The sequence below is a fragment of the Nocardia pseudovaccinii genome (genome assembly GCF_050942345.1).
GTDB lineage: Bacteria > Actinomycetota > Actinomycetes > Mycobacteriales > Mycobacteriaceae > Nocardia > Nocardia pseudovaccinii.
Genome location: NZ_CP192074.1, coordinates 6467588 through 6493359, shown reverse-complemented (window position 1 = coordinate 6493359; position 25772 = coordinate 6467588). Strand labels below are relative to the sequence as shown.

Sequence of the window (25772 nt, the reverse complement as noted above, 5' to 3'; positions counted from 1 at the left end):
GCGGAGCTTGCGGAGGTGGGATTCGACAACGCGGAAGAGATCGGCTGCGGTGGTTTCGGTGTCGTGTATCGAGCACACGTTGGATCGTCCGGTTGCGGTGAAGGTCCTCGACGGCGAATCCGGCGACGACGAGCGGGTGCGTTTCCTCCGCGAACAATGGGCGCTGGGGCGGTTCGGCGGTCATCCTCACATCGTTCAGGTGCTTTCAGCGGACATCACGGCCACTGGCAGGCCGTACTTGGTAATGCCGTTCTGTGCCCTTGGTTCGCTGCGTGCACGGGTTCGCGCCCACGGGCCGATGCCGTGGCAGGAGGTGCTGTCGGTCGGAGTCAAGATCGCCGGTGCGCTGGCGGCCGCGCATGCGTACGGTATCGTGCATCGCGACGTCAATCCGTCCAATATCCTGCTGTCCGACTACGGTGAGCCGCAGCTGAGCGATTTCGGGATTGCCCGGACGACTGCCGCTTTCGACACTGCGGCCGGGCTCGTCGCCGGGACTCCGGCGTTCACCGTGCCCGAGGTGCTCCGCGGAGCAGAACCGACCGTGGCCGCCGATGTCTACGGCCTCGGTGCGGCAATGTTTTGTCTGCTTACCGGTCATGCTGCTTTCGAGCGCCGTGAGGGCGAGTCGGTGGTTGCGCAGTTCGTACGGATCACGTCTGACCCTGTGCCTGATTTGCGGAGCAGCGATATCCCGGCGCCTTTGTGTTCGGCGCTGGAATCTGCTATGGCGCAGGACATTTCGGACCGGCCGACCAGCGCCCGAGAATTCGGGGATCGGCTGCGCAACATCCAGTTCTCGCGTGGGCTCGCGGTCGACACGATGGCTCTGCCCGCTGAGGGCGGACCGAGTGGGGTAGCGATGGCCACCGCATCGGCTCCAGTTCCACGTTCCGGCCGAGCGATGGCGCCGACACCGTCGACGCGGTATCGGCCGCCTAGTTCGCTGCGCCAGCCGGTACCACGTGGTCGTTTGCTCGCACGTTTGCGGGAAGGTCAGGCTCGACGGCTGGTACTGATTCACGGACCTGCCGGGTTCGGCAAGAGCACCCTCGCTGCCGAATGGGCGAATATACTTGCCGCTGAGGGCATTCGAGTCGCCTGGCTAAGCGTCGATCACGATGACGACAACCTCGTATGGTTCCTTTCGCACGTGACAGAGGCAATTCGCTACGTGCACCCTGGCGTGGCCGCAAATTTGGAGCGGCTTCTCGAAGAGTACGCCGGCGATGCCGCGCGACATGTTATGACCACCGTCATCGACGAGATCCACAGCAGCGGCGAGACGGTGGCCCTCGTGATCGATGATTGGCATCGAGTGACCAGCTCGGCCACTGTGGCTGCGATGGAGTTTCTGCTCGACCACGGCTGTCACCACCTTCGGGTGATCGTCACCAGCCGCAGCCGCACCGGACTGCCATTGGGGCGCATGCGGGTTCGCGACGAGCTCATCGAGATCGATGAGTCGGCTTTGCGGTTCGACGATACGGAAACCGCCAAGTTCCCCACAAATATCAATGGATTGTCGCTGGGGGAGGCTGAAGCCAAGAAGCTATGCGAATCGACCGAAGGGTGGGCGGCCGCACTGCAATTGGCATCGATGTCGCTGCGCGACAGGGACGATCCGGGTGCGTACATCGATCAGATCTCTGCGCGGCACTACGCCATCGGGGAGTACCTGATGGAGAACGTCGTCAACGCACTTGACGCCGACCTGCTCGAATTCGTGATGCGGACCTCGGTCCCGGAGCGTATCAACGGTGACCTCGCCGACGCGCTGACAGGCGTCGGTCGTGGGCAGGACATGCTCGAACAGGTGCGACAACGCGACTTGTTCCTGCGCAGCATCGACGACGATCTGAGATGGTTCCGCTACCACGGGTTGTTTGCCGGCTTTCTCCGCGATCGTCTGATTCGGTTGCATCCTGGGTTGCTGGAAGAGTTGCATATGACGGCCTCGGAGTGGTTCGCGGCCCGCGCCATGTTCCCCGAGGCTGTGGATCACGCGCTCGCGGCGGGCGAACCCCAACACGCATCGGATGTGGTGGCGGACCATGCCGAACAATTGATGGAACAGTCACGCACGGCGACCTTCCTCGGGCTCGCGGCCAAATTGCCCGCGTCGATCACAGCGTCGAACCCGCGACTGCAGGTGGAGATCGCCTGGGCCAACATATCTGTGCAACGTCCGGCCGCTGCCATCACCGCTTTGAACGGTGCCGACTCGGCTCTCGGGGCGGCACCGCGCGACGACAACGATTCCGCGGGATTGAAGTTCGAAGTGAACTTGGCGCGTGCCGCCACCGCCTTGATCACGGACCAGCCGACGGTGCTCGAACCACAGTTCGCAAAGGCGCGGGATTCCGCACGCCCGTTCCTAGCCAATGCGATCGCGTCGGTGGCGATGGTATCTACGCTATATCACTTCGACTTCGCCGAGGTGCACCGATGGCACCGATGGACCGAATCGCTGCGGGACCGGGCGCGCGGTCCGTTCGGAGTGATGTACTGCGACTGCATCGCCGGAAGTGCCGCCTACGAACAGCTCGATATCGGCGCCGCCGAGTCGTTTTTCCGCACCGTGCTGCGCCTGGCATTGCAGACCGACAGTCGCTCACAGGCCACTCGGCTCGCCAGCGCATTGCTCGGCGAATTGCTTTATGAGAAAGGACAATTCATCGAAGCCGAAGAGCTGCTGGCGGCCGAGCTGGGCCTCGAAAGCGGAGCGGCCGAGTTCTTGATGGCCAGTTACGGAACAGGCGCGCGGCTGGCCGCTGTACGCGGTGACCTCGACACCGTGCAGGAGCGATTGGACGAAGGCGCCAAGATCGCCACAAATCTCGCGCTGCCCCGCCTGGCGGCCCGGATCGTGAATGAGCGAATCCGCTTGGGACTGCCGATCAGTGGCGCTGACCACCGCGCCGTCGAAAGGCTGCCGCCCTGTGTCCCGCACGCGGACCTTCCGTCGGCGGTCACCGCTGAAATCTCCCAGGATTCCGCGATTCGGCTGCTGCTTGCCCAACGGGACCGAGGCAGCGGGTGCGCAGGCATGTCAGCGTTCCGAGCGGTTGGTTCGCATCGTCGGTGGTCAGAACCGTCCGCACGCGCTCATCATCGCCGAACTCTTGCACGGGTGCAGCTTGTCGGCGGGGGCCGGATTACGCAGGCGGCATACCAACTGGAGCCGACCCTGACGCGCTGCGCCGAGCAAGGGCTTGTGCGCCTGGTTGTTGATACCGGACCGCGGTTGCAGCCTGTGATCGAAACGCTCTATGGGGCGATGACACCGCACCGCCACCTCGTCCGGCCCTTCCTTGTGCAAGTGCTGGCAGAATTCGAGCACGTACTGCCGAATCGCGGCCGACACCGAAACGCTTGAAATCAGCAGTTCACTGGCGGCTAACACAACCTTGGCGATTCGTGCGTCAGGCTCTCCGAAGCGCCGATGTGGTCTCGAGAAGCGCACGTACGTCGTCGTGCGTCTTGACCAGGTGTACCCACCAGGTCACGCCGGCCTCCGTCAATTCTCGAAACTCCGCGTCGGTGGGTTCGATGGTGGGGTCCATCGGGCATACGACGAGGTCGAACGGGCCATCGACTGCCCGATGTTCACGCGCGTACGCTATGGACTCCTTGACTTCGTCGATGCTCAGTGGCCGGTCGTCCGACCGGAGCAGCACCATGCCATCCCACTGGGCAGCTCGTCGCAGCGATCGCTTCTTCCCGACCAGCGCTGCGCACCAGATCGGGGCTCGGGGGACGCGCCCTGGCCGTTCAGTGAAGTGCGCTTCGGGAACGCTGATGTATTTGCCCTTGAACGAAGTCGGCTGCCCGCGCAGCAGGCTGTCCACGACGGCCATCGACTCGTCCAGCCGGTCGGCGCGCGCTTTCGCATCCGAATTCAGGCCGAGGTCTTTGAACTCTCTCGCCGCATACCCGCTTCCCACGGCTACCACGAAGCGGCCATTCGATAGCTGATCCAAGGTCATTGCCTCACGGGCGAACTTGACCGGGTGGCGACGGGGGAGCGGGCTGACCAGCAAACCGAAATTGATGCGCTGTGTTGCTAGACCGATTGCGGTGACGGCTACCTGAGGGTCGACCAGGCGGTGCGGATGACCCGCATAGTGATCGTCCCAGAAGCCCGCATAACTGACCACGTCCGAGAGGAAGAAACCGTCGTAGCCGACCGCCTCCATCTCGGCAGCAAGGTCCGCGAGAACCCTGACGTCAGCCAATTCACCCATGTTGCCCGCGTAGACGCCGATCTTCACTGTCCACCTCTCGTTCGCCGATGCGGCAGCCGCGCAAGCCTACGCACCATCGTCGGTTTATGGCTCCGGCGGCGCGAATGTCCGCTCCGTAGCCGCGACCTCCACGACATCGTCAGCAGTCCAAGTTGCGTCGTGGTTCGGCGCTTCGATTGTCAGAAGGACCGTTGCTGATGTCAAGGCCAAAATAAACATATGGAATTAGGGGTCAGATGAATACTTCCGGCAGGGATCGTGTCGGCAAGGACGGAGCTCTATAGTGTTCCGTGTAGGGGCCGATTGGGCTCAATGGCGTCAGAAGGCGAGCGACCGCTAGAGCCGCGATCGGCCCGGCGGTCTTGACGAGGGCTCTTCTTTCCTTGCGAACATCGCACGGCACTTGACGGGCGGCGCAAGGATGCGTCCGGGATCCGCATACGGTCAACCGTCGTCGGTCCGAATCGATTCCGTTGACTGCCAATGGATCTCGTCGTCAACCTGCTCGGCCGGCAGACGGTTGGAGGGCATTTCCGGAGTCGCGGGCATCCGTATCGTACGAGGACTTTCCCGGTACCGCTTGACAACGTAGCCCATATGATCAACGATCAGGTCTTAGATGTTTTGTTACTGCGGTCACGTTCAGCTGCAGTTACCCAGTCCGTAGGAGTGCTCGATGAACCGGGCGGATGACTGTCGAGAGAATTTGCACGTTGGCGGCCGAAAGGGAGCCGTACCGGCGAAGAGACCGGCCATGGGTCCGGATTTCATTGCCGACTTAATTGCAGATGGACTGCTGAGGTCGCCACCGCGCCCAAGGTGTAGTAAATTCCGGTGACGCAGGGCTGAATCCGCGAAATTCATGCTGCAGGCCCACCCGGGCCGCCGATTTCGTGGTGGCAATGTCGATTCGGACTGGCACCGTCAAGCCTTCGAGAAGATAGCAAAGCTTGACTAGCTTTATAAGCAAGCACTTCGACAGGTGAGCGAATCGTAACGCCCGCTTAACAGCTATATCGCCTGGGCTACCCAGAAATCCACTTGCCAATCGCAAGAACCGGGAATGGTGGTCGACCGTGGTGCGGTCGGCATGCCGACCGCACCATATCAGGAAAAGGAAAGTTAGCATGGCAGACCAAATGCCCCGCGCCGCATCCCCCGATGCGCCCGTCCGCGCGGCCTCGAAGGGGCCGGCGCATCGGCTGCGTGGAAATATGAGGACGCCGCAGCTGGTCTTCAACGCCTTGGCTTTCAACGCGCCATTAGGGCTGATGATCGGTGGTGTTCCATTGGTGATCGGTCTGGGTGGCGGCGTCGGCACCCCCCTGCTGTTCGCCGGTCTCGGCGTGCTGATGCTCCTGTTCTCAGTCGGCTACACCCTGATGGCGCGATTGATCCCGAAAGCCGGCGCCTACTACACCTTCGTCACCGCGGGAATGGGCCGGCCCCTCGGCCTAGGCGCCTCATTCCTCGCGGTACTGGCATACATCGCGGGCCTTTCGTATCCGTTGATTCTGTTCGGTGTCACGCTCAATGGTTTCGTGATTACGTCAGGCGGTCCTGACATCAGCTGGTGGGTGTGGGCGCTGATCATCACCGCGATCGTAGGTACTCTCGGCTATATCAATATCGATGTTTCGACGCGTGTGCTGCTCGTGCTCGTCGTTATCGAGATCATCGTCGTTGTCGGCTATGACACGGTGGTCTTCGGAAATGGCGGGCAGGCACACCATGTCACCTTCGGATCCTTCAACCCCGCCACCCTCGGTTCCGGTGGGACTTTGATCGGGTTGGTGCTCGCGCTGAGTCTGTTCCTGGGATTCGAATCGGTTGTGGTCTATCGTGACGAAGCCCGTGACCCGGAACGCTCGGTGCCCCGCGCAACCTACATCACTGTCGCCGCGATCACCGTCTTCTACACGATCGGGTCCTGGGCGATCATCCTGGCGTTCGGAGAGGACCAGGCCGCCGCGACGATCGGTGCTGCGCCGGCGACAGCATTCCTCACCAGTATCCAGAGTTACCTCGGTACGGTGGTCTACGACATCAGCTCCGTCCTGTTGGTGACCAGCGGCCTTGCCTCGGTGACGGCCATGCACAATGTTGTCGCCCGCTACCTGTTCAATCTGAGCTCCGACGGCGTGCTCCCCCGCGCGCTGAGTACACCCCATCACCGCCACGGCTCGCCGCATCGGGCTAGCTTGTGGGTCTCCGCTGCCACCTTCGCTTTCGTCTTGTTCGTGATCTTCGGTGTGGACGATGTGATGACGCTGTACGGGACATTGGCGGGAATGGATGGCTATGCCCTGATCGTGTTGTTCTTTCTTGCGGCTCTCGCTGTCGCGGCCTATTTGCTGCGAACCCGGCCGGCCGGCGTCAGCTTCTGGAAGCGGACTGTCGCTCCGGTTGCTGCCGCGATCGCCATGACAGCCGCTGTAATACTCGTGACGTTCCATATCGACCTGCTGACCGGTTCGAAATCGTTGACCGGCGCGCTGATACTCGGAGTCGCGGGCATCGTGTTACTGGGAGTCGTGGTGGCCTTGGTCCTGCGGCGCACCCGACCCGATGTCTACGACCGGATTGGATCGCAAATCTGATCGATTTTCCTCCTCAGAGTTGTTGCCCCAATCACAGTAAATGAATTAAAATACACGTTTAGAAGTATATAGACCTGGGTCTTGCATCGGGACGCCGCCGGTACGGCGGTTCATGTACAGGGCGGCTTCTGTGACCTGCTTGCTCCCGATCGGCGCATCGGTCACCCAGTGATTTTGTTATCGAGACATCGGAGGTTTGTTGATGAGTACCAAGGCGTCAGAGGTGGTCATTGTCGGCGGTAGCGTGGCGGGTCTATTCGCCGCGGCGGCGCTGACCGGGCTCGTCGACAAGGTGACCCTCGTCGAGCGCGATGAATTGGCCGTCGGCCCGGAGGCGCACAAGGGTGTTCCTCAGGGGCGCCAGATCCACGTGACACTGCCGGTGGGGCTGCGTCAGGCCAACGAACTGATCCCTGGTCTCGACAGCATGCTCGAGGCCGAGGGGGCACCCACCATTGATCTCGGTGGCGATCCCGCATTTTACATCAGCGGCGTGGGCTGGCAGCAGCGTGTTGCCGCTGATGTGCCGTTGACTTGTTTCAGCCGGCCGTTGTTCGAGTGGGTGGTGCGGCGGCACGTCGCGGCCCTTCCGAACGTCGAGATCCGGCAGGGGTCGGTCGCGGGGCTCGTCGCGTCCGAAGATGGTAGCCGCGTAATCGGTGTTCGTCTCAATGGTCAGGATCAGGAGATCCTGTCGGCGGAACTGGTCATCGATGCGAGTGGTAGGGGATCGAAGGCGCCGCGGTGGTTCGAGGAGATCGGTTATGAAGCTCCCGCCGAGCAGCAAGTGCGCGCTTACGCCGGGTATGCGGGACAGCCCGTCCGTGTCCCCGATGGTCTGCTTCCCAATGGACTGTGCGGTATTGCGGCGCACCCTTCGGTGAACAACATCCGTGGTGGCATGATCTGGCCAATCGAGGGCGGCAAGCACATGATGGTCGCGGTCGGAATGGCGAAGGACTACCCTCCCGCCAACCGTGAGGGCGTCCTCGAATTCCTCCGAGGGACTTCCACTCCGTTACTGGCTGAGCTGGCCGTGAAGTGTGAGCCGGAGGGCGATGTGACGACCTATCGCATGCCAGGAAACCAGCTGCGTCATTGGGAATCCCTCGACCGCCGGCCGGAGGGTTTCATCGCCATTGGCGACGCCGTGGCGTCGTTCAACCCGATCTACGCCCAGGGTATGACCATTGCGATCTTCGCGGCAACCGCCCTGCGTGACGAGTTGCGCGCCAGCGAGGGGGATAACCTTGTCGGCTTTGCGCAGCGATACCACCAGGCGGTGGCGCCGACCTATGAGGGCGCTTTCGCGCAGGCGGCGAGTGCGGACGTGCTGTATCCCGGAGTCGAGATCGAAGACTTTACGCTCCCCGAGGCCGAGGGTGGGGAGTACTTCGAACACCTCGAGCGTCTCACTACGCAGGATCCCGAAGTTGCGATCGCTTGGACGCGAATGGTCGGGTTCATGGAGCATGAGGGTCTGTTCACCGACGCCATGCAGAAGAAGGTCGAAGCCTGGGTCGCCCACGGCGCGCCGATCACCGCCAACACTGACCCGAACGATCCGCCCGCGGCCTGACGCTGTCGGTCGTCTTCTGTCGCGTGGTGGTGACAAGACCTGAGCTCTTTCGCTCGAATCGACAGTAGCCGGTGTTCTCTGCTCGAGCAGTACGCACCGGCTACTGCGTGTGCGGTCCAGTTATGCGAACTTGGCGCAGTATGTAATTTAAGATATAGTATTAGTGTTTATAAGCGAGGCGAACTGCCTCTGCGGCCGTGAGGACTTCCATTGCCTGTGACGAGGAAACATGTCGGCAACCTCGGGCTTGCCCGGACTATCGAGGTGGTGAGGTAGTGGTGACCGGATCGAAATCCGTGCCGGAGTTGGAGAAGCTACGTTCGTATGCTGCCGTTATCGGCGACAGGCGGTCAATGGGGGACGGAAACATTGCGGTCGTCGATCCAGCGACCGGAACGGCGTTCGCGGAGATCGCCGACTGTGGGCCGTCCGAAGTCGATGCGGCCGTCCGTGCTGCCGCCACGGCCTTCGGGCCGTGGGCGGGACTCGGTCAAACGGAACGCAGTTCTCATCTCCGCCGCCTCGCGGAGGTTCTTCGAGCGCACACGGACGAATTGGCCGAGCTGAACACCCGCGACGTAGGCAAGCCGCTACAGCAGTCGCGGTCGGAAGTGGCGCTTGCTGCGCGTATCTTCGACTACTACGCGGATGCGGCCACGACCTTGCTTGGTCATTCGATCCCGGTATCCAAAGACGTGTTCGGATATACCGTCCACGAGCCATATGGCGTGGTCGGACACATCGTGCCGTGGAACTATCCGCTGGGCATTGCGGCGCGGACCATCGCTCCCGCGCTGGCTGTCGGCAACTGCTCGGTGGTCAAGCCAGCCGAGGACGCATCGTTAGCGGTGCTACGTCTCGCTGAGCTGGCTTTGGAGGCCGGGCTTCCACCCGGAACTTTGAATGTGATCACGGGTGTGGGCGCGACTGCCGGTGCGGCTCTGGCGCAGCACACTGGGATCGCGCTCCTCAGTTTTACCGGTTCCGTGGGCACCGGCAGAGCCGTTGCCAAGGCGGCTGCGGAGAACTGCATACCTGTCATGCTGGAACTGGGTGGGAAGTCGCCGAACATAGTCTTCGCCGACGCCGATCTTCCCGCCGCGGTGGACGCGGTCGTGAACACGATCATTCAAAATGCCGGGCAGACGTGCTCCGCCGGCACCCGGCTCATCGTGGAAGACAGCATTCACCGGCGGGTGGTCGAGGCATTGCATGAGCGGTTCGAGAGCGTGCGCATCGGTCCTGGCATGGATGACCCTGATTTGGGACCGCTGATTTCGCAGAGGCAGTTGGTGCGTGTGCGAGAGTTGGTCGAGGCGGGTAAGCAAGAGGCCGAACTCGTTGTGGGTGGAAGTGCTCTCACCGGAGAAGGTCTCGACGGCGGCTACTTCTTTGCGCCCACCATTTTCGATCATGTGGGTATCGAAACGCAGATCGCGCAGGAAGAAGTGTTCGGGCCGGTTCTCGCGGTGACTCCATTCAGTGAACTGGATGAAGCCCGCGAACTGGCCGACGGCACGAGATACGGACTCGCAGCAGGGATTTGGACCAAGGATGGCTCCAAGGCGCACTGGCTCGCGCATCAGCTCAAATCCGGTCAGGTATTTCTGAATACCTACGGTGGCGGCGCTGTCGAACTGCCCTTCGGCGGCTACAAGCTATCTGGATACGGCCGGGAGAAGGGGACCGAGGCTTTGATCGAGTACACCCAGATCAAGTCGATTGCAGTACGCACCAAGCCTTGATCGCCACCGGACCCTGACCGCGCCTGCGGTCGGGGTCCGGTTTTGTCTTTTTTGGGGTCGCGGTGGCGTCCGTCGGATCACTGTATCCACATCGCGCAGGCCGCGGTCGAGTCTGTTTTTTCTTCTGGTGCGCACGAAGTCGGCGTGTTGGAAATTCTTGGTGGATCAAGCTAGAGAATAAGGCGATCGGCGGCATATCTGCGCCGAACTGTTCGCCTGTTAAGGTGTGCGGCCGAAAAGAGCGTGTGCCGCTCGATTGCTGTCTAGTTCTCGGTTTGAAAATTATCTGAAACAATAATGGTTCGCGATGATGGCATGTCTGAGCCGGGTTCGGCAGTGCTTTCGCTGCGCGGGCGGTGTGCCCGAACGGATATGGGTTTTAAATTCGCTGAATTGCTTGACGTCAAAGGTGTCCGGGGTTACTGTTTAGCGAACTCGTCGAGAACTAGAATATGAGTTTAGATCTTTTCTCTTACGCTGCCGTCCGTGACGGGATGGCAGCATTCGGGAACTGGAGATGGGCAAATGGACGACACAGGAGTCGGGGCCGCTGGCGTGGCGGCTGCGCGCGACGACGTGGTCCGCTGGTCGCCGGGACTGACTGATTGTCGCGACGGTCTTGTTGGTCGAGTCCGGACTGCCCGTGGGTCGGCTGGCTGGCCGATCGATCGTGCCAGGACGGTCCGGTCGCGTGGGCCGCCGCATGGGCCTGGACGGATCACTTTTGAGGCATCAAAGCCGGATTCGAGCTTCCGGCTGCGGGATCGGCCGTAGTCCGACGCGGCACGTCTGTGTTGCAGATCGTATTCGAAATCATCTACTCCTCGTGCGTATCGCAGATCGCTCCAGATGCCCCGGCCGGGGTAGCGAGCATTCTTCAGTTCGAGATTCGAGACTGCGCGGCGGGCCTACCGCCGCGTGTAATTGAGAAAGCAATCAAAGAAATGAAAATGAAGGCACTCACGATTGCCGCAGCGACGCTGACCGCCGCAGTTGGCATCACGTCCGGTGTTGCCCACGCCGAACCCGCCGCCGCGCCCATCGTCCACTGGACGGCCAAGGTCGTTGACAAAACGATCGTCGTCCAGACGGATTCTGGCTCGCTCACCACTCGCGACGGCGTATTCCAGGTTCTCGACAACAACGGCGCTGTCGTGGACGGTCTACCGCTGTCCTACTTCATGGACGGGAAGCAGTTTCCGATTGCGTCGCGGATCGATGGCAACACGGCAACGCTCACACCGAGCACGGATTCGGCGACCGCGCGCCCCGCGGAAATGCCGATCAAACAGGTGGATGCACAGGCCGACGCCACCGTGGACCAGGCGCTCGGTAATGCCGGCGGGAAATTCGGTCTGGGCGTCGGTGTGGGCACGTTGGTCGGGGGGATCATCGGCCTGGTTGGCGGGTGCATTCTCGGCGCCTTGACGGTCGGCATACTCACCGCGCCCGTCTTCTTCGCTGGTGCACTCGGCGGCTGTATCAGCGGGGCAGCCATTGGCGCGGGGCTGCTTGCGGTGATCGGTGGTGCGGTGGTCGGTGTGCCGGTGGGTATCGGCGCGGCGCTGCAATTCTTCCAGACGATCTTCGCTCCGGCTCCGGCTCCGGCTGCCCCGGCCGCGGCTCCGGTCAACTGATCGAGATCAGATTGCAATCCTGCCGGATCTCCGCCCGGCGATCCGGCAGGATAGGCAAACCGTCAGCAGGAGTTTCGATGACCTTCCTCGAGAGAACCGACCCCTCGCAGGTGGAAGAGCTGCGGAAGACTCGCCGATCCCGAGGAGCGGTGCAAACCGCGTCGGCGGTGGCAGAGTTCGATTATTGGGACCGCGCGATCCTCGATTTCGGTGTGCGCTGGCACCCGTATGGTGGTGGTCATCCGGGACGAATATTCATAGAGTTCGGAATTGACGAGGGTGAGTATTTTCGGCGGCTTCTGCGGTTGGTGAACCCGCCAGATGCGCGATTCGAATTGACTGAGACCGATCGAGCGAAGATCCGATCCGTTTGCGAAGCGAGACTGCGGCACCGAGTTGGAGAGTCGCCGACGCCTGCGGATGTTGCGAGCTAGATTTCTGTGCGGGGTGTCGTGACAATGATATTTCGAGGCAACCTGTGATTGTGGGTTCGATCATGAAACATAAACCCGTGAAGTACGAATCCAGCCCGTACGCCGTGACGGTACATGCTGTGGGAGGTCGCTGAGTTTGACCACACGAGAATACGGTGCGACGGTCAGGACGGCGTCCGGCGCGTTGCAAGGATCCGCTAGGGACGGCGTATTTGCATTCCGTGGTGTGCCTTTCGCGCAGGGCCCGGTTGGTTCGGGGCGGTTTGCGCCTCCACGATCGGTGGAAGCGTGGAATGGTACGCGATCCGCCGAGCGGCAGGCGGCGGCGCCGCCGCAGTTGGCGGGGAATCCGCCGCGTCCTGCGGATTCCGTGACCACGGGTTCGGCGCTATCGACCCCAGAAGTGATCATGGGGCCGCTTCCGGTGCCTGGATTCAGCGAGGACAGTCTTACCCTCAACATCTGGACACCTTCGCCAGGACCCGACGCGAGACTGCCGGTCCTGGTCTTTTTTCATGGGGGGGCCTGGAAAACCGGCGCCGGTTCGGCCTCCTGGTATGACGGGTCGGTGATGTCACGGCGCGGTCAGATCGTGGTCGTGACCGTGAATTATCGGCTTGGCGCGCTCGGATGGCTCTACCTCCCGAACGGAGTCGGCGGCAAAGGGCCGGTTGCGAACCTCGGACTTCTCGACAAGATTGCCGCCTTGGAGTGGTTGCACGACAACATCGCCGCGTTCGGCGGAGACCCGGACAACATCACTGTTTCGGGTGAGTCGGCGGGAGGACAATCGATCGTCGCGCTACAAGCAACCAAGGCAGCGGGTTCATTTCGTCGGGCCATCGTGGATAGCATCACGCTTTCGGAGAGTGCAGTCCCGGGAGAGGTTGCGGCCGGTATCACGGAGATCTTTCTCAACGCGGTGGGCATCGAATGGCGCGATCCGGACAAGCTGCTCGAATTTCCGGTGGCTCGGATCCTCGCGGCACAAGCGGAAACGATGAGGCTATGGAATGCGCGTGCGACAGGTGAGCCTTATAGCCCCTTCGAGCCGGTGCTCGACGGGCTCGTGATCACGTCGGATTTCGCCGAGGCCGCGTTAAGCGGTTCTATGGACGATGTGGAGCTTCTGATCGCCCACACCGCTCAGGAAACGCGGTTCTGGTCGGCCTACGACGCCGAGTTCTGGCAGCAGGACGAAGGGACCATCACCGGCAAGCTGATGGAAGCCGCCGACGCGGACCGGGCACAGCTATATAGTGCATACGCCGGTCTGAATACGACAGCATCACCTGCCGCCGCGTTGAGTGCATTGGCCGATGACGAGTACATCCTGCCGCAGCTGAGGCTAGCCGAGCGTTGTTCCGATAAGGGGCGAGGTGCCTATTTCCTGTGGTTCTCGTGGCCTTCACCGGCCGCGGATGGCAGACTCGGCGCAGCTCATACGGTCGACTTACCGTTCGTGTTCAAGAACTTCGAGGAGTGGTCAGGGGGAGCGATCTTGGCCGGTGTCGATCGTGGTGAATTCGAAGCACTGTCGACCCATGTCCAAGACGCGTGGATCTCGTTTGCCACCACAGGTAACCCCGGGCGTCCGCTCGGGCAGGAGTGGCCGAAATTCACCGCGCCCGAATGTGCCGCCATGGAGTTCGGCAAGTCTGTCGGGTTGATCCGGGATCTACTCAGGCGCCGTCGAAACTTGTACAAGGGGGCGTGATCTGGGGTATCGAGGCTCATGTGTCGTTTGCCGCCGTCGTGTGACCACCACGTGGTACCTACAGCTCGAGGGCGGCTGTGGCCGGGTGAATGCCGCATAGCGCATCGTAGGTTGCTGCGGCGAGGTTGTAGGCACGGCGGCCGCCGGATAGCCAGTCGCGGTGCAGGTTCGGAACGAACGCGATCGCGACCTGATTGTCAATGTCCCCCAATTCGATCGAGCCGCCTGCGCCAGGATGTCCGAAGGCCGTCGATCGTGGCTTCGGACAGGATGAGGTTCTGGCACGGCAGCATGTAGCCGAGGCCGAAGGCGCTTTCGAGCAACCGCACCGAGTCAGGTCCCGCACGGGTTCACGAAGCCACGTCGGTAGGAACTCCGGGGGCACCGCCACGAGATCGTGGTAGAACCGGGCCAATGCGCATGCGGTGGTGACCAATCCGAGGCGGCCAGCCGTCGGCCAAGACGTCCGGCTTGTTGTGCGACCCAACAGGATTGGTGCACGCGCGCATCGTGAGTGAATCGGGATCCTGGTGTGCCTTCGCCATCACGGTGACCCGTCGCTGTATCGATCGGCCCTGGGCTGGTCCCCATCCGCTCCTGGGAGGGCGGGAAGTCGAAGCGTGCGGTGTCATCGACATGCGGCCCGCTCAGCTGTCGAGTGCGGTCTCAGGAGATCGTTGATCGGTTCGGCTCATTGGATAATATGAAACCAGTTCAACCTGGGGATTTCCGTGACGCCAACATTGCGGGCAGTATCGTTGACAGCAGTTACTCATTTGTCCGCGGGACGCGAACCCCAGGGTGGCCGCGCCGGCGACCGGGGCCACATTCGTTGTCCGGGCGAGTGCTGGGCGGCCGATAACCGGGAGTTTTCAGAGTTCTCGGACCCGCTTGGGGCGTGCAGGCTTCGAAGCCTCACGCTTTTCGCGTTGACCGTGGATTACTGCCAGTGCGTGCTTCTGCGCAAGTGGAAACAGCATCTCGTTTAGTTCATGGAACAATGCACCGGCCGACTCGCCGTTCCATGCCGGGGGCAAGAGCGACAGTGGAAGTCCAGGATCGCGGTAGGGGAGTCGGCGCCATTCGGTAAGCATCGGCACGTAGATCTGGAATGCTTCATGCGGAGTCGGTGGAGTGACCGTAGTGCGATAGAGGATGGGACGATACTGCTGCAGAAAGTCGGTGTACAAGCGTGCCAGCTCATCGAGATCCCACCAGACGGGGATCTTCGATCGGAGATCGTCGAACGCATAGTGCTGACCGGTGAACATGTCCACATATTCGGAGAGCCCGCGGCGTTCCAGGGTTTTCTTGGTCTCACGAGCTAGTGTGGCCGGTGCTATCCACACCCCCGGCGATGCGTTGCCGAAGCCCAGTCGGGTGAGCGCCGACCGTAGTGTGTACCGCTTGTCGCGCTCGGATTCGGGTATGGAGAATACCGCCAAAACCCATCCATCGTCTTCGGATGCCCTGTCGTGCTTGAAGATTCGCACGTCGCCCTCAGCGAGCACTTCGAGAGTAGATTCGGAGAGCGAGTAGCCGACATTCCCGTTACGTGCGCTGAGCAGCACGCCGCGGCGTTTCAGGCGAGAGATGGAGGAACGCGCGGCCTGCGGTTCCGCGCCGAGATCTGTGAGGAGCGCCACCACCGAGGCGGTCGACAGCCAGTTGCCCTCGGCCCGTGCGCACAGGCCGAAGATCGTGATGATCAACTGTGCGAGGCGGGCTTCCCGGCCGACACCAGTGGCAGCGGGTATCGAATTGGTCTCTGCCGTCATATTTACACCATACGTGGCTCCGGTCGAAGTACCGAAACTCCAGGTTATTCGCCTTGCGCGGTGCGAATCATGCCCTCCTGTAGGACGGTCGCGAGGTGCCGGCCGTCGCGTGTGAAGAATCGGCCGACTGCCAAACCGCGCCCGGCGTCGGCAGCCACCGCCTCTTGTGCGTAGAGGAGCCAGTCGTCGAACACGATCGGCCGATGAAACCACATAGCGTGGTCGAGACTGGCGGTGACGAGACTCGGATCGGCCCATGGCCGGTCGAGGACCCGGAGGACAGGCTCCAGAATCGTGTAATCGCAGACATAGGCCAGAGCGGCGATGTCTCGTTGCGCATCGGTCAGTCCCTTCACCGCTCGCAATGTATCGAACGGCTTCACCCACACGGCCTGGTGCGGCGTGCGCTCACCTTCCACCTCGAGATACACCGGGCCCGGCACGTGCCGCATATCGAAGCTGCGACCTCCGGACCAGTAGGCCTTGGACTCCTCGGTCATCGACCCGCCGCTTCGGTCGGCCAGGTACTCCGCGGAATTTTGCAGCTGGTCCGGATCGGCGACGGTCTGGGCGAGCTCGGCCATAAAAGTGCCCCCCGATTCACCTGCCGCGAAGTTGGCGAGACATACGTAGATGGGCTTGCCATTCTGATATGCGCGAACTTGTCGAGTACTGTAGCCGCGGCCGTCGCGCAGCGCCTCGACCTCATAGCGCACGGTGGCTCCGATGTCAGCAGGGCGTAGGAAGTAGCTGTGCATCGAGTGCAGCGTTTTGCCATCGGTGACCGACCGCATCGCCGCGGTCGCGGCCTGCGCGACGAGATCGCCGCCATAGGCCTTCGGCCAAGGACACGGCTGGGTCTTCGCCTCGAATGCCAAATCGAATCGTTCGGCTTCGGCCGGTTCGAGCGTGACCGCCGCCGAGAAGATAGCGGATGTCGGTGCTGTTCTTGTCGTCATCGGTCCATCCAATCCTGTAGTTAACGACCATCGGGTGCGCCAATCGGCGCAAGCAGTAGTGGAATTGGCGATCCGCAGCGGCTCGTCATGACCGGAGGTGGGTCAACGACCGACCGTGGTCCGCTGCGGCCGCCAACGGCGGCTGAGTGGTGCCGAACCGGCATCGCGCACCAACTGCAAGCGCGGCGGCGGTCCGTCCGTCCGGCTGGTAGGTGGCTTGCGATTACCCGCGCGGAAGGGAGCGGGCCATTCCGCAGCCGGACCCGAATAGCTTTGCTCTACGGCAGCATGGAGTGTCCACTGCGGATCCCACAGGTGCGCCCGTCCGATCGCGACCAGATCGGCGCGGCCTGCCAGCAGGACAGAGTTGACATCGTCGTACGACGAGATCGCACCGACGGCGACGACCGCAATGCCTTTGGGCACACCGATTTCCTGACGGATCCGGTCGGCGAATGGTGTCTGGTAACTGCGTCCGAACAAGGGCTTCTCATGTTTGACCACCTGTCCGGACGAAACGTGCAGCACATCCACGCCGTGTTCGGCGAAGGCACGCGTGATCTCGACAGCGTCGTCGACGGTGTTGCCGCCGTCGGCCCAATCGGTGGCTGAGATGCGTACCGACAGAGGACGTTCCGCAGGCCAAGCATCCTTGATCGCATCGAAGACGCGCAGCGGGAAGCGCAGCCTGTTCTCGAGGGAACCGCCGTATTCGTCGGTGCGCTGATTTGCGAGCGGCGACAAGAAGGACGACAGCAGATAGCCGTGCGCGCAGTGCAGTTCGAGCAGGTCGAAGCCAGCCCGTGCGGCAGCCCGCGCGGCGTCGGCGAATTCTGCGACGACACGATCGAGTTCGGAGTGGGGAATCTCCTTTGGAATGAGACTGCCAGGTCCATAGGGGATGGCCGAGGGACCGACCGTCTGCCAGCCACCGGACTCTAGCGGGTCGTCGATTCCCTCCCACATCACTTTGGTGGAGCCTTTGCGACCCGAGTGTCCCAGTTGGACACCGATCTTCGAGCAAGTAGTCGAATGCACGAAATCTACGATGCGGGCCCACGCCCGCTCCTGTGCCTCGGTGTACAGGCCGGCGCAACCAGGTGTGATGCGGCCTTCGGGAGACACACACACCATCTCGGTCATGACCAATCCGGCCCCACCGAGCGCCTTGCTGCCGAGATGGACCAGATGGAAGTCGGTCGGCACACCGTCCACGGCGGAGTACATGTCCATTGGGGAGACGAGGATTCGGTTGGGCAACTCGACGTCCTTGATCCGCAGGGGATAGAACATCGGTGGCCGGGTGCCTTCGGTCTCATTGGCAGGCTCTGTCTGCGTAGACAGGTACCAACCGTCGATCGTGTCGACAAAGCCGTCGTCGCGCAGGCGCAAGTTGTCATAGGTAATACGGCGGCTGCGGGTGAGAAGGTTGAACGCGAACTGGTCAGGGTGCTGGTCTGTGTAGCGACCGATCGATTCGAACCATTCGAGGCTGGCCTGTGCCGCGCGCTGCACCGATTCCACGACCGGTCGCCGCTCTAGCTCGTATGCTTCGAGTCCTGTTGTCACAGAATCATTTTCATGCAGGCATGCGGCGAGCGCGAGGGCGTCCTCCATCGCCAGTTTGGTGCCCGATCCGATGGAGAAATGCGCGGTATGAGCGGCGTCGCCGATGAGGACGATATTTCCGTGACGCCATGAGGTGTTGCGCACCGTGGTGAAGTTGATCCAGCGGGAGTTGTTGGCGTGCAGAGTGTGATCGCCCAGTTCGTCGGCGAATATCTCGGAAAGGAGTGCGATCGACTTCTCGTCGCTTTCACCCGGCACGAATTCGCGGTTGGCGAAGTCGTTGAAACCCGCATTTTGCCATACCGATTCGTGCATCTCGACGATGAATGTGCTCTGCTCGGCACTGAAAGGATACGCATGGGCCTGCATGATCCCGTGCGGTGTGTGCTTGACGAAGAACTCGAACGCCTCGAGAACGAGGTCGGTGCCCAGCCACATGTACTTGTTGTGCCGACGGTCGAGGGTCTGGCCGAAAATGTCGGCAAACCGGGTGCGAACCACGGAGTTGAGTCCGTCGGCCGCGAGTACCAGATCATGGGTGGCGGCCAGCTCCTCGACGTCCGGGGCCTCCGTCCGGAAGTGAATGGTGACACCCAGATCGGCGCAGCGCTGCTGCAGGATGTGCAGTAGTTCTTTGCGGCTCATCGCGGCGAATCCTTGACCGCCGGAGGTGCGGACTTCGTCGCGATAGGTGATGTCGATGTCGCTCCAGCGGGCGAATCTCTCGCTCATCATGCGATAGACGATCTCGTCGGCGTGCTCGATGCCGCCCAGCGTCTCGTCGGAAAACACTACGCCGAAGCCGAATGTGTCGTCCGGAGCATTGCGCTCCCAAATCGTGACCTCATGAGCCGGGTCGAGTTGCTTCATCAGAGCAGAGAAATACAGACCTGCGGGGCCTGCGCCGATCACTGCAATACGCATGAATGCCTCACGATTCTCGAGTCAGGATCCGTCGAGGATCCGTCGTTGGGCAGCGGTCGGTTGCCGAGTCGCTCTGGAGCGTTCGGGGAGATAGTTACGCTCTTCACCGGCTCGAACCCCAGCGCTCACGGATTTTGAACCGCTGGATTTTGCCGGATGGATTGCGAGGCAAGGTCTCGACGAATTCGATGCTGCGGGGATACTTGTAGGGCGCGGCGGTGTGTTTGACAAAATCCTGTATGTCGCTGACTTTGTCCGCGTCGCCTGATACGCCCGGCTGCAGAACGATCGCGGCGTGCACGATCATGCCCCTGTCTTCGTCCGGAATTCCGATCACCGCACTCTCGACGACATCTGGGTGCTGGTCGATGACGGCCTCGACATCTGGTCCGCCGATGTTGTACCCGGACGATACGATCATGTCGTCGCTGCGAGCGTGATACCAGAAGTATCCGTCGGCATCTCGGGTGTAGGTGTCTCCGGTCAGATTCCAGCCGTTTCGCACATAATCACGCTGGCGTGGATCGCCCAGATAACGACAACCCGTGGGGCCCTTGACCGCAAGCCGTCCAGCAGTCCCGTCGGGCACCGGGTCCCCATGCTCGTCCTGGACTTCGGCTCGATATCCGGGGACGGGGCGCCCGGTGGCGCCGGGGCGGATATCGTCGTCGGCAGCGGATATGAAGATGTGCAGGAGCTCGGTGGCGCCGATGCCATTGATCAGCTGCAAACCGGTTCGCTCGTAGAACCCGTTGTACGTCGCGAGGGGGAGGTTTTCGCCGGCCGACACACAACGGCGCAGCGTCTGCACGCGGTGCAGATCGTCTCGTTTGAGCAGTGCCTTGTAGGCGGTCGGAGCGGTGAACAGCACTGTTACCGAGTGTTTTTCGATCACATCGACGAGGTACGCCGGATCGGCCTTTTCGAGCAGGACCACCGAGGCGCCCACTCGAATCGGGAAAATTACTAGCGCACCGAGACCGAAAGTGAAAGCCAGCGGGGGAGTGCCGGTGAATACGTCGTCAGGACTCGGTCGCAGCAGATGGGCAGAAAAGGTGTCCGCATTGGCGAGTACGTCGCGGTGGAAGTGCATCGTCGCCTTCGGCGTACCGGTCGTGCCGGATGTCGGAGCGAGAAGTACCACGTCGTCGGCGGCCGTTTCGACATCGTCGAAGACCGTTGACTTCGACGGCGCAAGTGTCGCGAGGTCATCGCGAGTGGTGCCGCCGACCGGGACGATCAAGAGCGAAGGGTCGGCCGCGGACAAGTCGTCGAGCAGACGACTGTCGCACAACGCCAGGGCCGGGCGGGTCAAGGCGATCAGCTTCGACAGCTCAGGGGCGCGCAGCATGGGCATCGTCGTAACCACCACGCCGCCGGCTTTGACAACGCCGAACCAGCAAGCAACCAGCCACGGACTGTTGGGGCCTCGCAGAAGCACACGATTGCCGGGTACCAGCCCATACGACTCGGTGAGCACGTTAGCGATTTGGTTTGCCCGGTCGAGCAGGTCCCCGTAGGTCCAGGTCGCCTCACTGGTACGGATGCAGGGACGCGCTCGGCCATGCGTCGCCACCGCCGCATCGAGGAGCGCCGTCGCGCAGTTGAGCCGATCGGGATATTCGAGACCGGGAAGGTCGAAGATGAACTCCGGCCACTGCTGTGCAGGTGGAAGGTTGTCCCTGCAGAAGGTGTCCGTATGTGCTGAGGGAGAGAGCATCGGGAATCGGCCCTTTCGAAGGACTGGGATCTAACAAACCCGGCAGAAATAGTGCGTTGTAGAGACGGCCGTCAATCGCGCATTATAACATCTAAAATATGTTTCTCTGATTTTACGGACGGTAGTGGCTGCGAGCCGATTCGCCGGATCCTTGGGGCAGGGTTAGTCTTCGCCGAGCGCCGCGACGGCTTGGATCTCCACCAGCGCCTCGGGTTGCCACAGTGAAGTCACTCCGATGCCTGCCATTGCTGGATAGTCGGAGCCGACCAGTTCGCGCCAAATGCGCCCGATCTCCTTGCCGTTCGCTTGGTAATCGGGGATATCCAGCAGATAGATCGTGACGCTCAGTAAGTTGCCGGGTCGGCCGCCGGCGGCGTTCAGAGCGGTTAGGACGTTGGACAAGGCTTGCCGGAACTGTGCGACGATGCCGCCCTCGATGATCGTGCCGTCCGGCGTGAGCGCTGTCTGTCCGGCCAGGTGCACGATGTCGCGGTGGCGCGTGGCATGCGCGAAACCGGAGGGCTTGGAGAGTTCCGGCGGGTTGATGCGCGCAACTGACATGGCGGCCCTTTCGATGCGGACTCGCAGTGCTTTGCGAGCCTCGGTTAGCTATGGTCTAACACAAAATATGCTGATATCCTTGCCACCGTCAATAGTACGCAATATATTGCTTGTTACCGTCGCTCTGGTTCCTCACAGGGGCGGCCGAGTCCGTGGAGTATTCAGCGATGCGCTTTCGTACAGTTCGAACCGATGACGGTGCAACCCGCGCCGAAGTCCGTCTAGGCGGCGAGTGGTACGCGACGACCGCCGATGATGTCGGAGCATTGGTGGCCGGGCCAGGCTGGCGTTCGGCGGCAAGCTTCACGAAGCCGATCCCCGAGCCCACCGCAGCCGTCGGATCGGCTCCGGTGGTGACGACGCCCAGGAAAATCATCTGTTGCGGCCACAACTACCGCGCCCATATCGTCGAGATGGGCCGACCGGAGCCGGAATTCCCCACCCTCTTCGCGAAGTTCGCCGACACGCTCACAGCATGGAATGCCGATATGGTTCTACCAGGCCCGGCCGAGAGCGTAATGCTGGACTGGGAGGCCGAACTCGCGATCGTGGTCGGTGCAGTACTCCGACATGCCGATCGCGAAACCGCACGTGCGGGGATAGCCGGATACGCTGTGGCGAACGATTTCTCTGTGCGTTCCTGGCAGCGCCGGACTCCGCAGTGGCTGCAGGGCAAGGCCTTCGACGCCACCACTCCGCTGGGGCCGGAACTTGTCACAGCCGACGAAATCGACCCCGCCGACGGCCTGCGGATCACGTGCCGTGTCAATGGGATCGAGGAGCAAACCGGTTCGACCGACGATCTGGTCTTCGATCCGGCCACGCTTTTGACCTACATCTCGGAGTTCACCACGCTTCGGCCGGGAGATGTCGTGCTGACCGGAACACCAGGGGGCGTCGGTATCGCCGCAGAGCCGCCCCGATTCCTCAGGGCCGGCGACGTCGTCGAGACCGAGATCGAAGGAATCGGATTGCTACGCAACCGAATTACCGAACACGAACCGTCACGGTCTGCTTACGGATGGTAAGGAAAGGAATCGTAATGACCAGTGAGAACACCGGCACCAGAGTTGCTCCGATCGTCACGCGCGCCGGGGAAGAGTACGGCGAAACTGCTCAGTCGGGCGGTGCCGTGCGGGTATCGGGTGTCAGTCCTCAGCACACACCCGCCACCAAAATCTGGTATGGCAAGGTGACCAATGAGCCAGGCTACCGATCGCTGCCTCATCACCATGGCGAGGCTGAAACTGGTGGATATGTTTTAACCGGAGTGGCACGAATCTACTTCGGTGAGAACTACCAGGAATACGTCGATATGAGTGAGGGTGACTTCGTGTTCGTCCCCCCGTTCATGCCGCACGTCGAGGTGAATATGAGCACCACCGAGAAATTGGTTTGGCTGACGTGCCGCACGCCGGACAACATCGTCGTCAATCTCCCCGAAGTGGACGATTCCATCCTCATCGGCTATCGGCGCGCCTGACTGCGGCACGCGGTCGGCGCGGCGGTACTGCTTGATCCGGCAGGGTTGATCGGTCGGCGTATGTCGGCGCTTGCTGTGTCCGGACGAAGGGACCAGTGCTGCAGTCATATGCGCCTGGGCAAGTTGTGTATCCATGCGCTGACGACCGCTCTGGTTTCGGGTGATTCGCAGATTCGCCGAGCAGGCGTAGTTCAGCGGCTACACACCCGTCGCTAGGCCGCAGCTCGCTGTGCCGTTCGCAAACAGGAGGAACCGAGCCTCGGTCACCGCTGACCTCGCCGTACCCATACTGGTGGGATTGCTCATACATCCGACTGCGCGCAAAAGTGCGGAACGAATACCGTGACGCTCTACGAGGTGAACGAGTCCACGACTCCGATGACAGATGGCGATTCGCTGAGCGCCCGGCGTGGGAGCATCGCGCCGGGCAACACCGCCACGGTGGCGACGACGCTCCTCGACGAATCGAAACGAAGCGCGTCGGTCGGTTTCGCACAACGTGCATTGCCGCGGAGGGCGGTGATTCCTTTGAGCGTGCCCTCTTCATTTGCAACGGGACCTTCAGGCTCACGGATGGAGCCATCGCAATTACATCGAGCTGGCGAGTCGACGACGGCGCTGTCCCTTTGTGGTCGTCGGCGGCACCGGCTTCTATGAGGGTGCGCTAGGCAGCGGAATGGAAGGGCAGGGTGATACGCATGACAAGGACGTCTTCCACTTTCTGTTCTAGACCGTGCAGTGTTGCCAGGAGCGGTACAGCTGCCCATTTCGAATGACCAAGTCAGCCGGTCGGATGTGGGCCTGACCAGCCGACTCCGATATGGCAGCCGAGCAGTGCCCGCCAGCGCTGCCGCTGCGGTACGCGACACCCGAGCGTTCAAGGATGGCGGTCACGCCGCCGTGGTGGCTCGGGCCGAACCAGCCCCGACTGGAAGGCGATCACCACCAGTTGCGCGCGGTTCTGGACCCCGACTTTCGACATGGCGCGCTGCACGTGGGTCCGCACAGTCAGGGGGCTGACGGACATCTTCTCGGCGATCTCCTCGTTGGACAGGCCCTCCGCAACCATGGCGACGACTTCGCGTTCGCGGGCGGTGAGGACCTGCAGGGATTCGGCCGGGTGCAGGTGGTTTTCGGGACGGGCGAGGAATCGGGCGATCAGCGCGCGGGTCGCGGTGGGGGAGAGCAGGGCGTCGCCCGCGGCGACGGCGCGGATGGAGCGCAGGAGCTCGTCGGGGCCGACGTCCTTTCCCAGGAATCCGCTGGCTCCGGCGCGAAGAGCCTGTGCCACGTACTCGTCGAGTTCGAAAGTGGTTAGGATCAGAACACGGGTAGCGCGCAGCGTCGGGTCCGCGCAGATCTCCCGAGTAGCAGTGATTCCGTCGACACCGGGCATACGAATGTCCATCACCACCACATCCGGCGCGGATTCCCGGGCCACTTCGACTGCTTCACGGCCGTTTCCAGCGATGCCGACGACTTCCATATCCTCGGCCGAATCGATCAGGAGCCGGAATGTTCCTGCCAGCAGTGCTTGATCGTCGGCCAACAATACTCGGATGCTCATATCTGGTCCTAGTCGTCAGACTCTTTCGATGTTTCGAGGGGAAGCTCGATGGTGACTTCGAAGCCGGCATCCGGTCGTCGGCCGGCGTGCAGGTAGCCTCCGACGGAGGCGGCTCGCTCTTTCATTCCGATCAGACCGTAGCCGGCACTCTCCGAACGCTGTTCGCCGCGAGTATGGTCGGATGGCTTGCCACCATCGTCGGTCACGCTGATTGTCAGCAGTAGCTCGGAGTAGACCAGCGCGACGGCTGCCGACGCGGTGCCCGCGTGTTTGGTGACGTTGGTGAGTGCCTCCTGGATCGTCCGATACGCCGTCAAATCAGCGACGGGTGAGAGCGGCCGCCGCGCTCCGATGGCCGACATCGAGACAGTTAGGCCGGCCTGTTCGAAAGTGGCCAGCAGTTCTGGTAATTGAGCTAGACCTGGCGTCGGTTCCAGTGGGACGTCCGAGTCGTCGTCGTCGCGCAGCAGCCCCACGGTGGCCCGGAGTTCCCGCAGTGCTGCTGAAGTTGTGCCAGCAAGTTGATCGAGAATCTCCTGTGCCTGATCCGGCTGGCTACGCGAAAGGTATGCGGCAGTAGAAGCTTGGGCGTGTGCCAGGACCATGTGGTGTGCAACGATGTCGTGTAGTTCTCTCGCGATCCGCAGCCGTTCCTCGGCGACCCGCTGCCGCGCCTCCTCTTCACGAGTCCGTTCGGCCAGTTCGGCTCTCGCGTGCAGTGCCGCCAGGTAATTGCGCCGGCTGCGTCCGGCCTCGGCGAACGCACCCGCTACCAGGACGCCGGCGACCAGCGTGATCCGTCCCCCGGTCACGACCGGATCGAATTGCTCGAGGAGCGAGGTGATCAACAACGCGGCGCCTGAGACCACCGGCACGATCTTCGCCGTGCGCAGATCGGAGGACCACAAGCCGAGCGAGTACGCCGCGACGAAAGCCGCGCCCGCGGTGAGGACCGAAACGTCGAAACCTATGGCGCCAATCGCGACGCCGCAGGCGGTGGTGATCGCCAGCACAGCAATTGGAAACCGCCGCCGCCACAGTAGCGTTATCGAGGCCAGCGCCGACAGGTCGAACACCGCAAGTGACGCCGGCCGGACTACCACTGGCCCCCGACCGGGGACGTCAATCGCCAACCGGCTCGCATAGGTGGCCATCGCGCACAGCAGAATGGCCACAATTACGTCGACGGTCTGTCCGTGCCGCTTCGACCACTGCGACCATTCGGCGGTCATATGCGATTCTCCTCGTCATC

The 25772-nt window shown here is 62.1% G+C and carries 17 protein-coding genes; 9 read left to right on the top strand and 8 right to left on the bottom strand.

The features are described from left to right. The first annotated feature begins 79 nt into the window (after nucleotides 1-79). Nucleotides 80-3379 (top strand): protein kinase domain-containing protein, encoded by a 3300-nt coding sequence (locus ACQPZ2_RS29255; protein WP_433521408.1) that lies wholly within the window; start codon nucleotides 80-82, stop codon nucleotides 3377-3379. Nucleotides 3380-3425: 46 nt separating this feature from the next. On the opposite strand, the gene ACQPZ2_RS29250 is transcribed toward ACQPZ2_RS29255, so the two are convergent. Then, complete coding sequence (locus ACQPZ2_RS29250; RefSeq protein WP_433521407.1) at nucleotides 3426-4274, bottom strand: LLM class flavin-dependent oxidoreductase; 849 nt, start codon at nucleotides 4272-4274, stop codon at nucleotides 3426-3428. 1100 nt (nucleotides 4275-5374) lie between these two features. Between ACQPZ2_RS29250 and ACQPZ2_RS29245 the strand changes: the two genes are divergently transcribed. From ACQPZ2_RS29245 to ACQPZ2_RS29220, 6 genes are all read left to right on the top strand, one after another. After that, on the top strand, nucleotides 5375-6847 hold the full coding sequence (locus ACQPZ2_RS29245) for an APC family permease (protein ID WP_433521406.1): 1473 nt from the start codon (nucleotides 5375-5377) through the stop codon (nucleotides 6845-6847). A gap of 202 nt (nucleotides 6848-7049) precedes the next feature. Continuing rightward, nucleotides 7050-8426 carry an FAD-dependent oxidoreductase gene (locus tag ACQPZ2_RS29240; protein ID WP_433521405.1) on the top strand — a complete coding sequence of 459 codons (1377 nt, stop codon included), beginning with the start codon at nucleotides 7050-7052 and terminating at the stop codon, nucleotides 8424-8426. Nucleotides 8427-8701: 275 nt separating this feature from the next. Beyond that, nucleotides 8702-10171 carry an aldehyde dehydrogenase family protein gene (locus ACQPZ2_RS29235; protein ID WP_433521404.1) on the top strand — a complete coding sequence of 490 codons (1470 nt, stop codon included), beginning with the start codon at nucleotides 8702-8704 and terminating at the stop codon, nucleotides 10169-10171. A gap of 791 nt (nucleotides 10172-10962) precedes the next feature. Next, entirely contained in the window at nucleotides 10963-11808 is an 846-nt protein-coding gene (locus ACQPZ2_RS29230) for a hypothetical protein (protein ID WP_433521403.1), read from the top strand. 77 nt (nucleotides 11809-11885) lie between these two features. Next, entirely contained in the window at nucleotides 11886-12242 is a 357-nt protein-coding gene (locus ACQPZ2_RS29225; protein ID WP_433521402.1) for a hypothetical protein, read from the top strand. A gap of 136 nt (nucleotides 12243-12378) precedes the next feature. Further along, nucleotides 12379-13959, top strand: a complete 1581-nt coding sequence (locus tag ACQPZ2_RS29220) for a carboxylesterase/lipase family protein (protein ID WP_433521401.1) — start codon at nucleotides 12379-12381, stop codon at nucleotides 13957-13959. A gap of 872 nt (nucleotides 13960-14831) precedes the next feature. Here the strand turns inward: ACQPZ2_RS29220 and ACQPZ2_RS29215 are convergent. From ACQPZ2_RS29215 to ACQPZ2_RS29195, 5 genes are all read right to left on the bottom strand, one after another. Beyond that, nucleotides 14832-15671, bottom strand: a complete 840-nt coding sequence (locus ACQPZ2_RS29215) for a PaaX family transcriptional regulator (protein WP_433521400.1) — start codon at nucleotides 15669-15671, stop codon at nucleotides 14832-14834. A gap of 110 nt (nucleotides 15672-15781) precedes the next feature. Next, entirely contained in the window at nucleotides 15782-16696 is a 915-nt protein-coding gene (locus ACQPZ2_RS29210; RefSeq protein WP_433521399.1) for an acyl-CoA thioesterase, read from the bottom strand. A gap of 102 nt (nucleotides 16697-16798) precedes the next feature. Then, complete coding sequence (locus ACQPZ2_RS29205) at nucleotides 16799-19189, bottom strand: bifunctional salicylyl-CoA 5-hydroxylase/oxidoreductase (protein WP_433521398.1); 2391 nt, start codon at nucleotides 19187-19189, stop codon at nucleotides 16799-16801. A 103-nt stretch (nucleotides 19190-19292) separates the two neighbouring features. Then, the gene (locus ACQPZ2_RS29200; RefSeq protein WP_433521397.1) at nucleotides 19293-20909 is read right to left on the bottom strand and encodes an AMP-binding protein; all 1617 of its coding nucleotides are present in this window, start codon (nucleotides 20907-20909) and stop codon (nucleotides 19293-19295) included. A 162-nt stretch (nucleotides 20910-21071) separates the two neighbouring features. Next, a complete protein-coding gene (locus ACQPZ2_RS29195) occupies nucleotides 21072-21470 on the bottom strand; it encodes a RidA family protein (protein WP_433521396.1) in 399 nt (132 codons plus the stop codon). Between the two features lie 167 nt (nucleotides 21471-21637). Between ACQPZ2_RS29195 and ACQPZ2_RS29190 the strand changes: the two genes are divergently transcribed. Next, nucleotides 21638-22498, top strand: coding sequence for a fumarylacetoacetate hydrolase family protein (locus tag ACQPZ2_RS29190; RefSeq protein WP_433521395.1), 861 nt, complete (start codon nucleotides 21638-21640; stop codon nucleotides 22496-22498). A gap of 14 nt (nucleotides 22499-22512) precedes the next feature. Then, nucleotides 22513-22953 (top strand): cupin domain-containing protein, encoded by a 441-nt coding sequence (locus tag ACQPZ2_RS29185; protein WP_433521394.1) that lies wholly within the window; start codon nucleotides 22513-22515, stop codon nucleotides 22951-22953. A gap of 877 nt (nucleotides 22954-23830) precedes the next feature. On the opposite strand, the gene ACQPZ2_RS29180 is transcribed toward ACQPZ2_RS29185, so the two are convergent. Together ACQPZ2_RS29180 and ACQPZ2_RS29175 are read right to left on the bottom strand one after the other, a co-directional pair. Beyond that, nucleotides 23831-24520 (bottom strand): response regulator transcription factor, encoded by a 690-nt coding sequence (locus tag ACQPZ2_RS29180; RefSeq protein WP_433521393.1) that lies wholly within the window; start codon nucleotides 24518-24520, stop codon nucleotides 23831-23833. Nucleotides 24521-24528: 8 nt separating this feature from the next. Beyond that, complete coding sequence (locus ACQPZ2_RS29175; RefSeq protein ID WP_433521392.1) at nucleotides 24529-25752, bottom strand: sensor histidine kinase; 1224 nt, start codon at nucleotides 25750-25752, stop codon at nucleotides 24529-24531. Between the last annotated feature and the right edge of the window lie 20 nt (nucleotides 25753-25772).

What these genes read in the sequence shown, in the direction of transcription:
- ACQPZ2_RS29240 (WP_433521405.1), top strand. Translation starts at nt 7,050, where the DNA reads ATGAGTACCAAGGCGTCAGAGGTGGTCATTGTCGGCGGTAGCGTGGCG.
- ACQPZ2_RS29180 (WP_433521393.1), bottom strand. Translation starts at nt 24,520, where the DNA reads ATGAGCATCCGAGTATTGTTGGCCGACGATCAAGCACTGCTGGCAGGA.
- ACQPZ2_RS29200 (WP_433521397.1), bottom strand. Translation starts at nt 20,909, where the DNA reads ATGCTCTCTCCCTCAGCACATACGGACACCTTCTGCAGGGACAACCTT.
- ACQPZ2_RS29190 (WP_433521395.1), top strand. Translation starts at nt 21,638, where the DNA reads ATGCGCTTTCGTACAGTTCGAACCGATGACGGTGCAACCCGCGCCGAA.
- ACQPZ2_RS29245 (WP_433521406.1), top strand. Translation starts at nt 5,375, where the DNA reads ATGGCAGACCAAATGCCCCGCGCCGCATCCCCCGATGCGCCCGTCCGC.
- ACQPZ2_RS29225 (WP_433521402.1), top strand. Translation starts at nt 11,886, where the DNA reads ATGACCTTCCTCGAGAGAACCGACCCCTCGCAGGTGGAAGAGCTGCGG.
- ACQPZ2_RS29195 (WP_433521396.1), bottom strand. Translation starts at nt 21,470, where the DNA reads ATGTCAGTTGCGCGCATCAACCCGCCGGAACTCTCCAAGCCCTCCGGT.
- ACQPZ2_RS29185 (WP_433521394.1), top strand. Translation starts at nt 22,513, where the DNA reads ATGACCAGTGAGAACACCGGCACCAGAGTTGCTCCGATCGTCACGCGC.
- ACQPZ2_RS29175 (WP_433521392.1), bottom strand. Translation starts at nt 25,752, where the DNA reads ATGACCGCCGAATGGTCGCAGTGGTCGAAGCGGCACGGACAGACCGTC.
- ACQPZ2_RS29210 (WP_433521399.1), bottom strand. Translation starts at nt 16,696, where the DNA reads ATGACGACAAGAACAGCACCGACATCCGCTATCTTCTCGGCGGCGGTC.
- ACQPZ2_RS29205 (WP_433521398.1), bottom strand. Translation starts at nt 19,189, where the DNA reads ATGCGTATTGCAGTGATCGGCGCAGGCCCCGCAGGTCTGTATTTCTCT.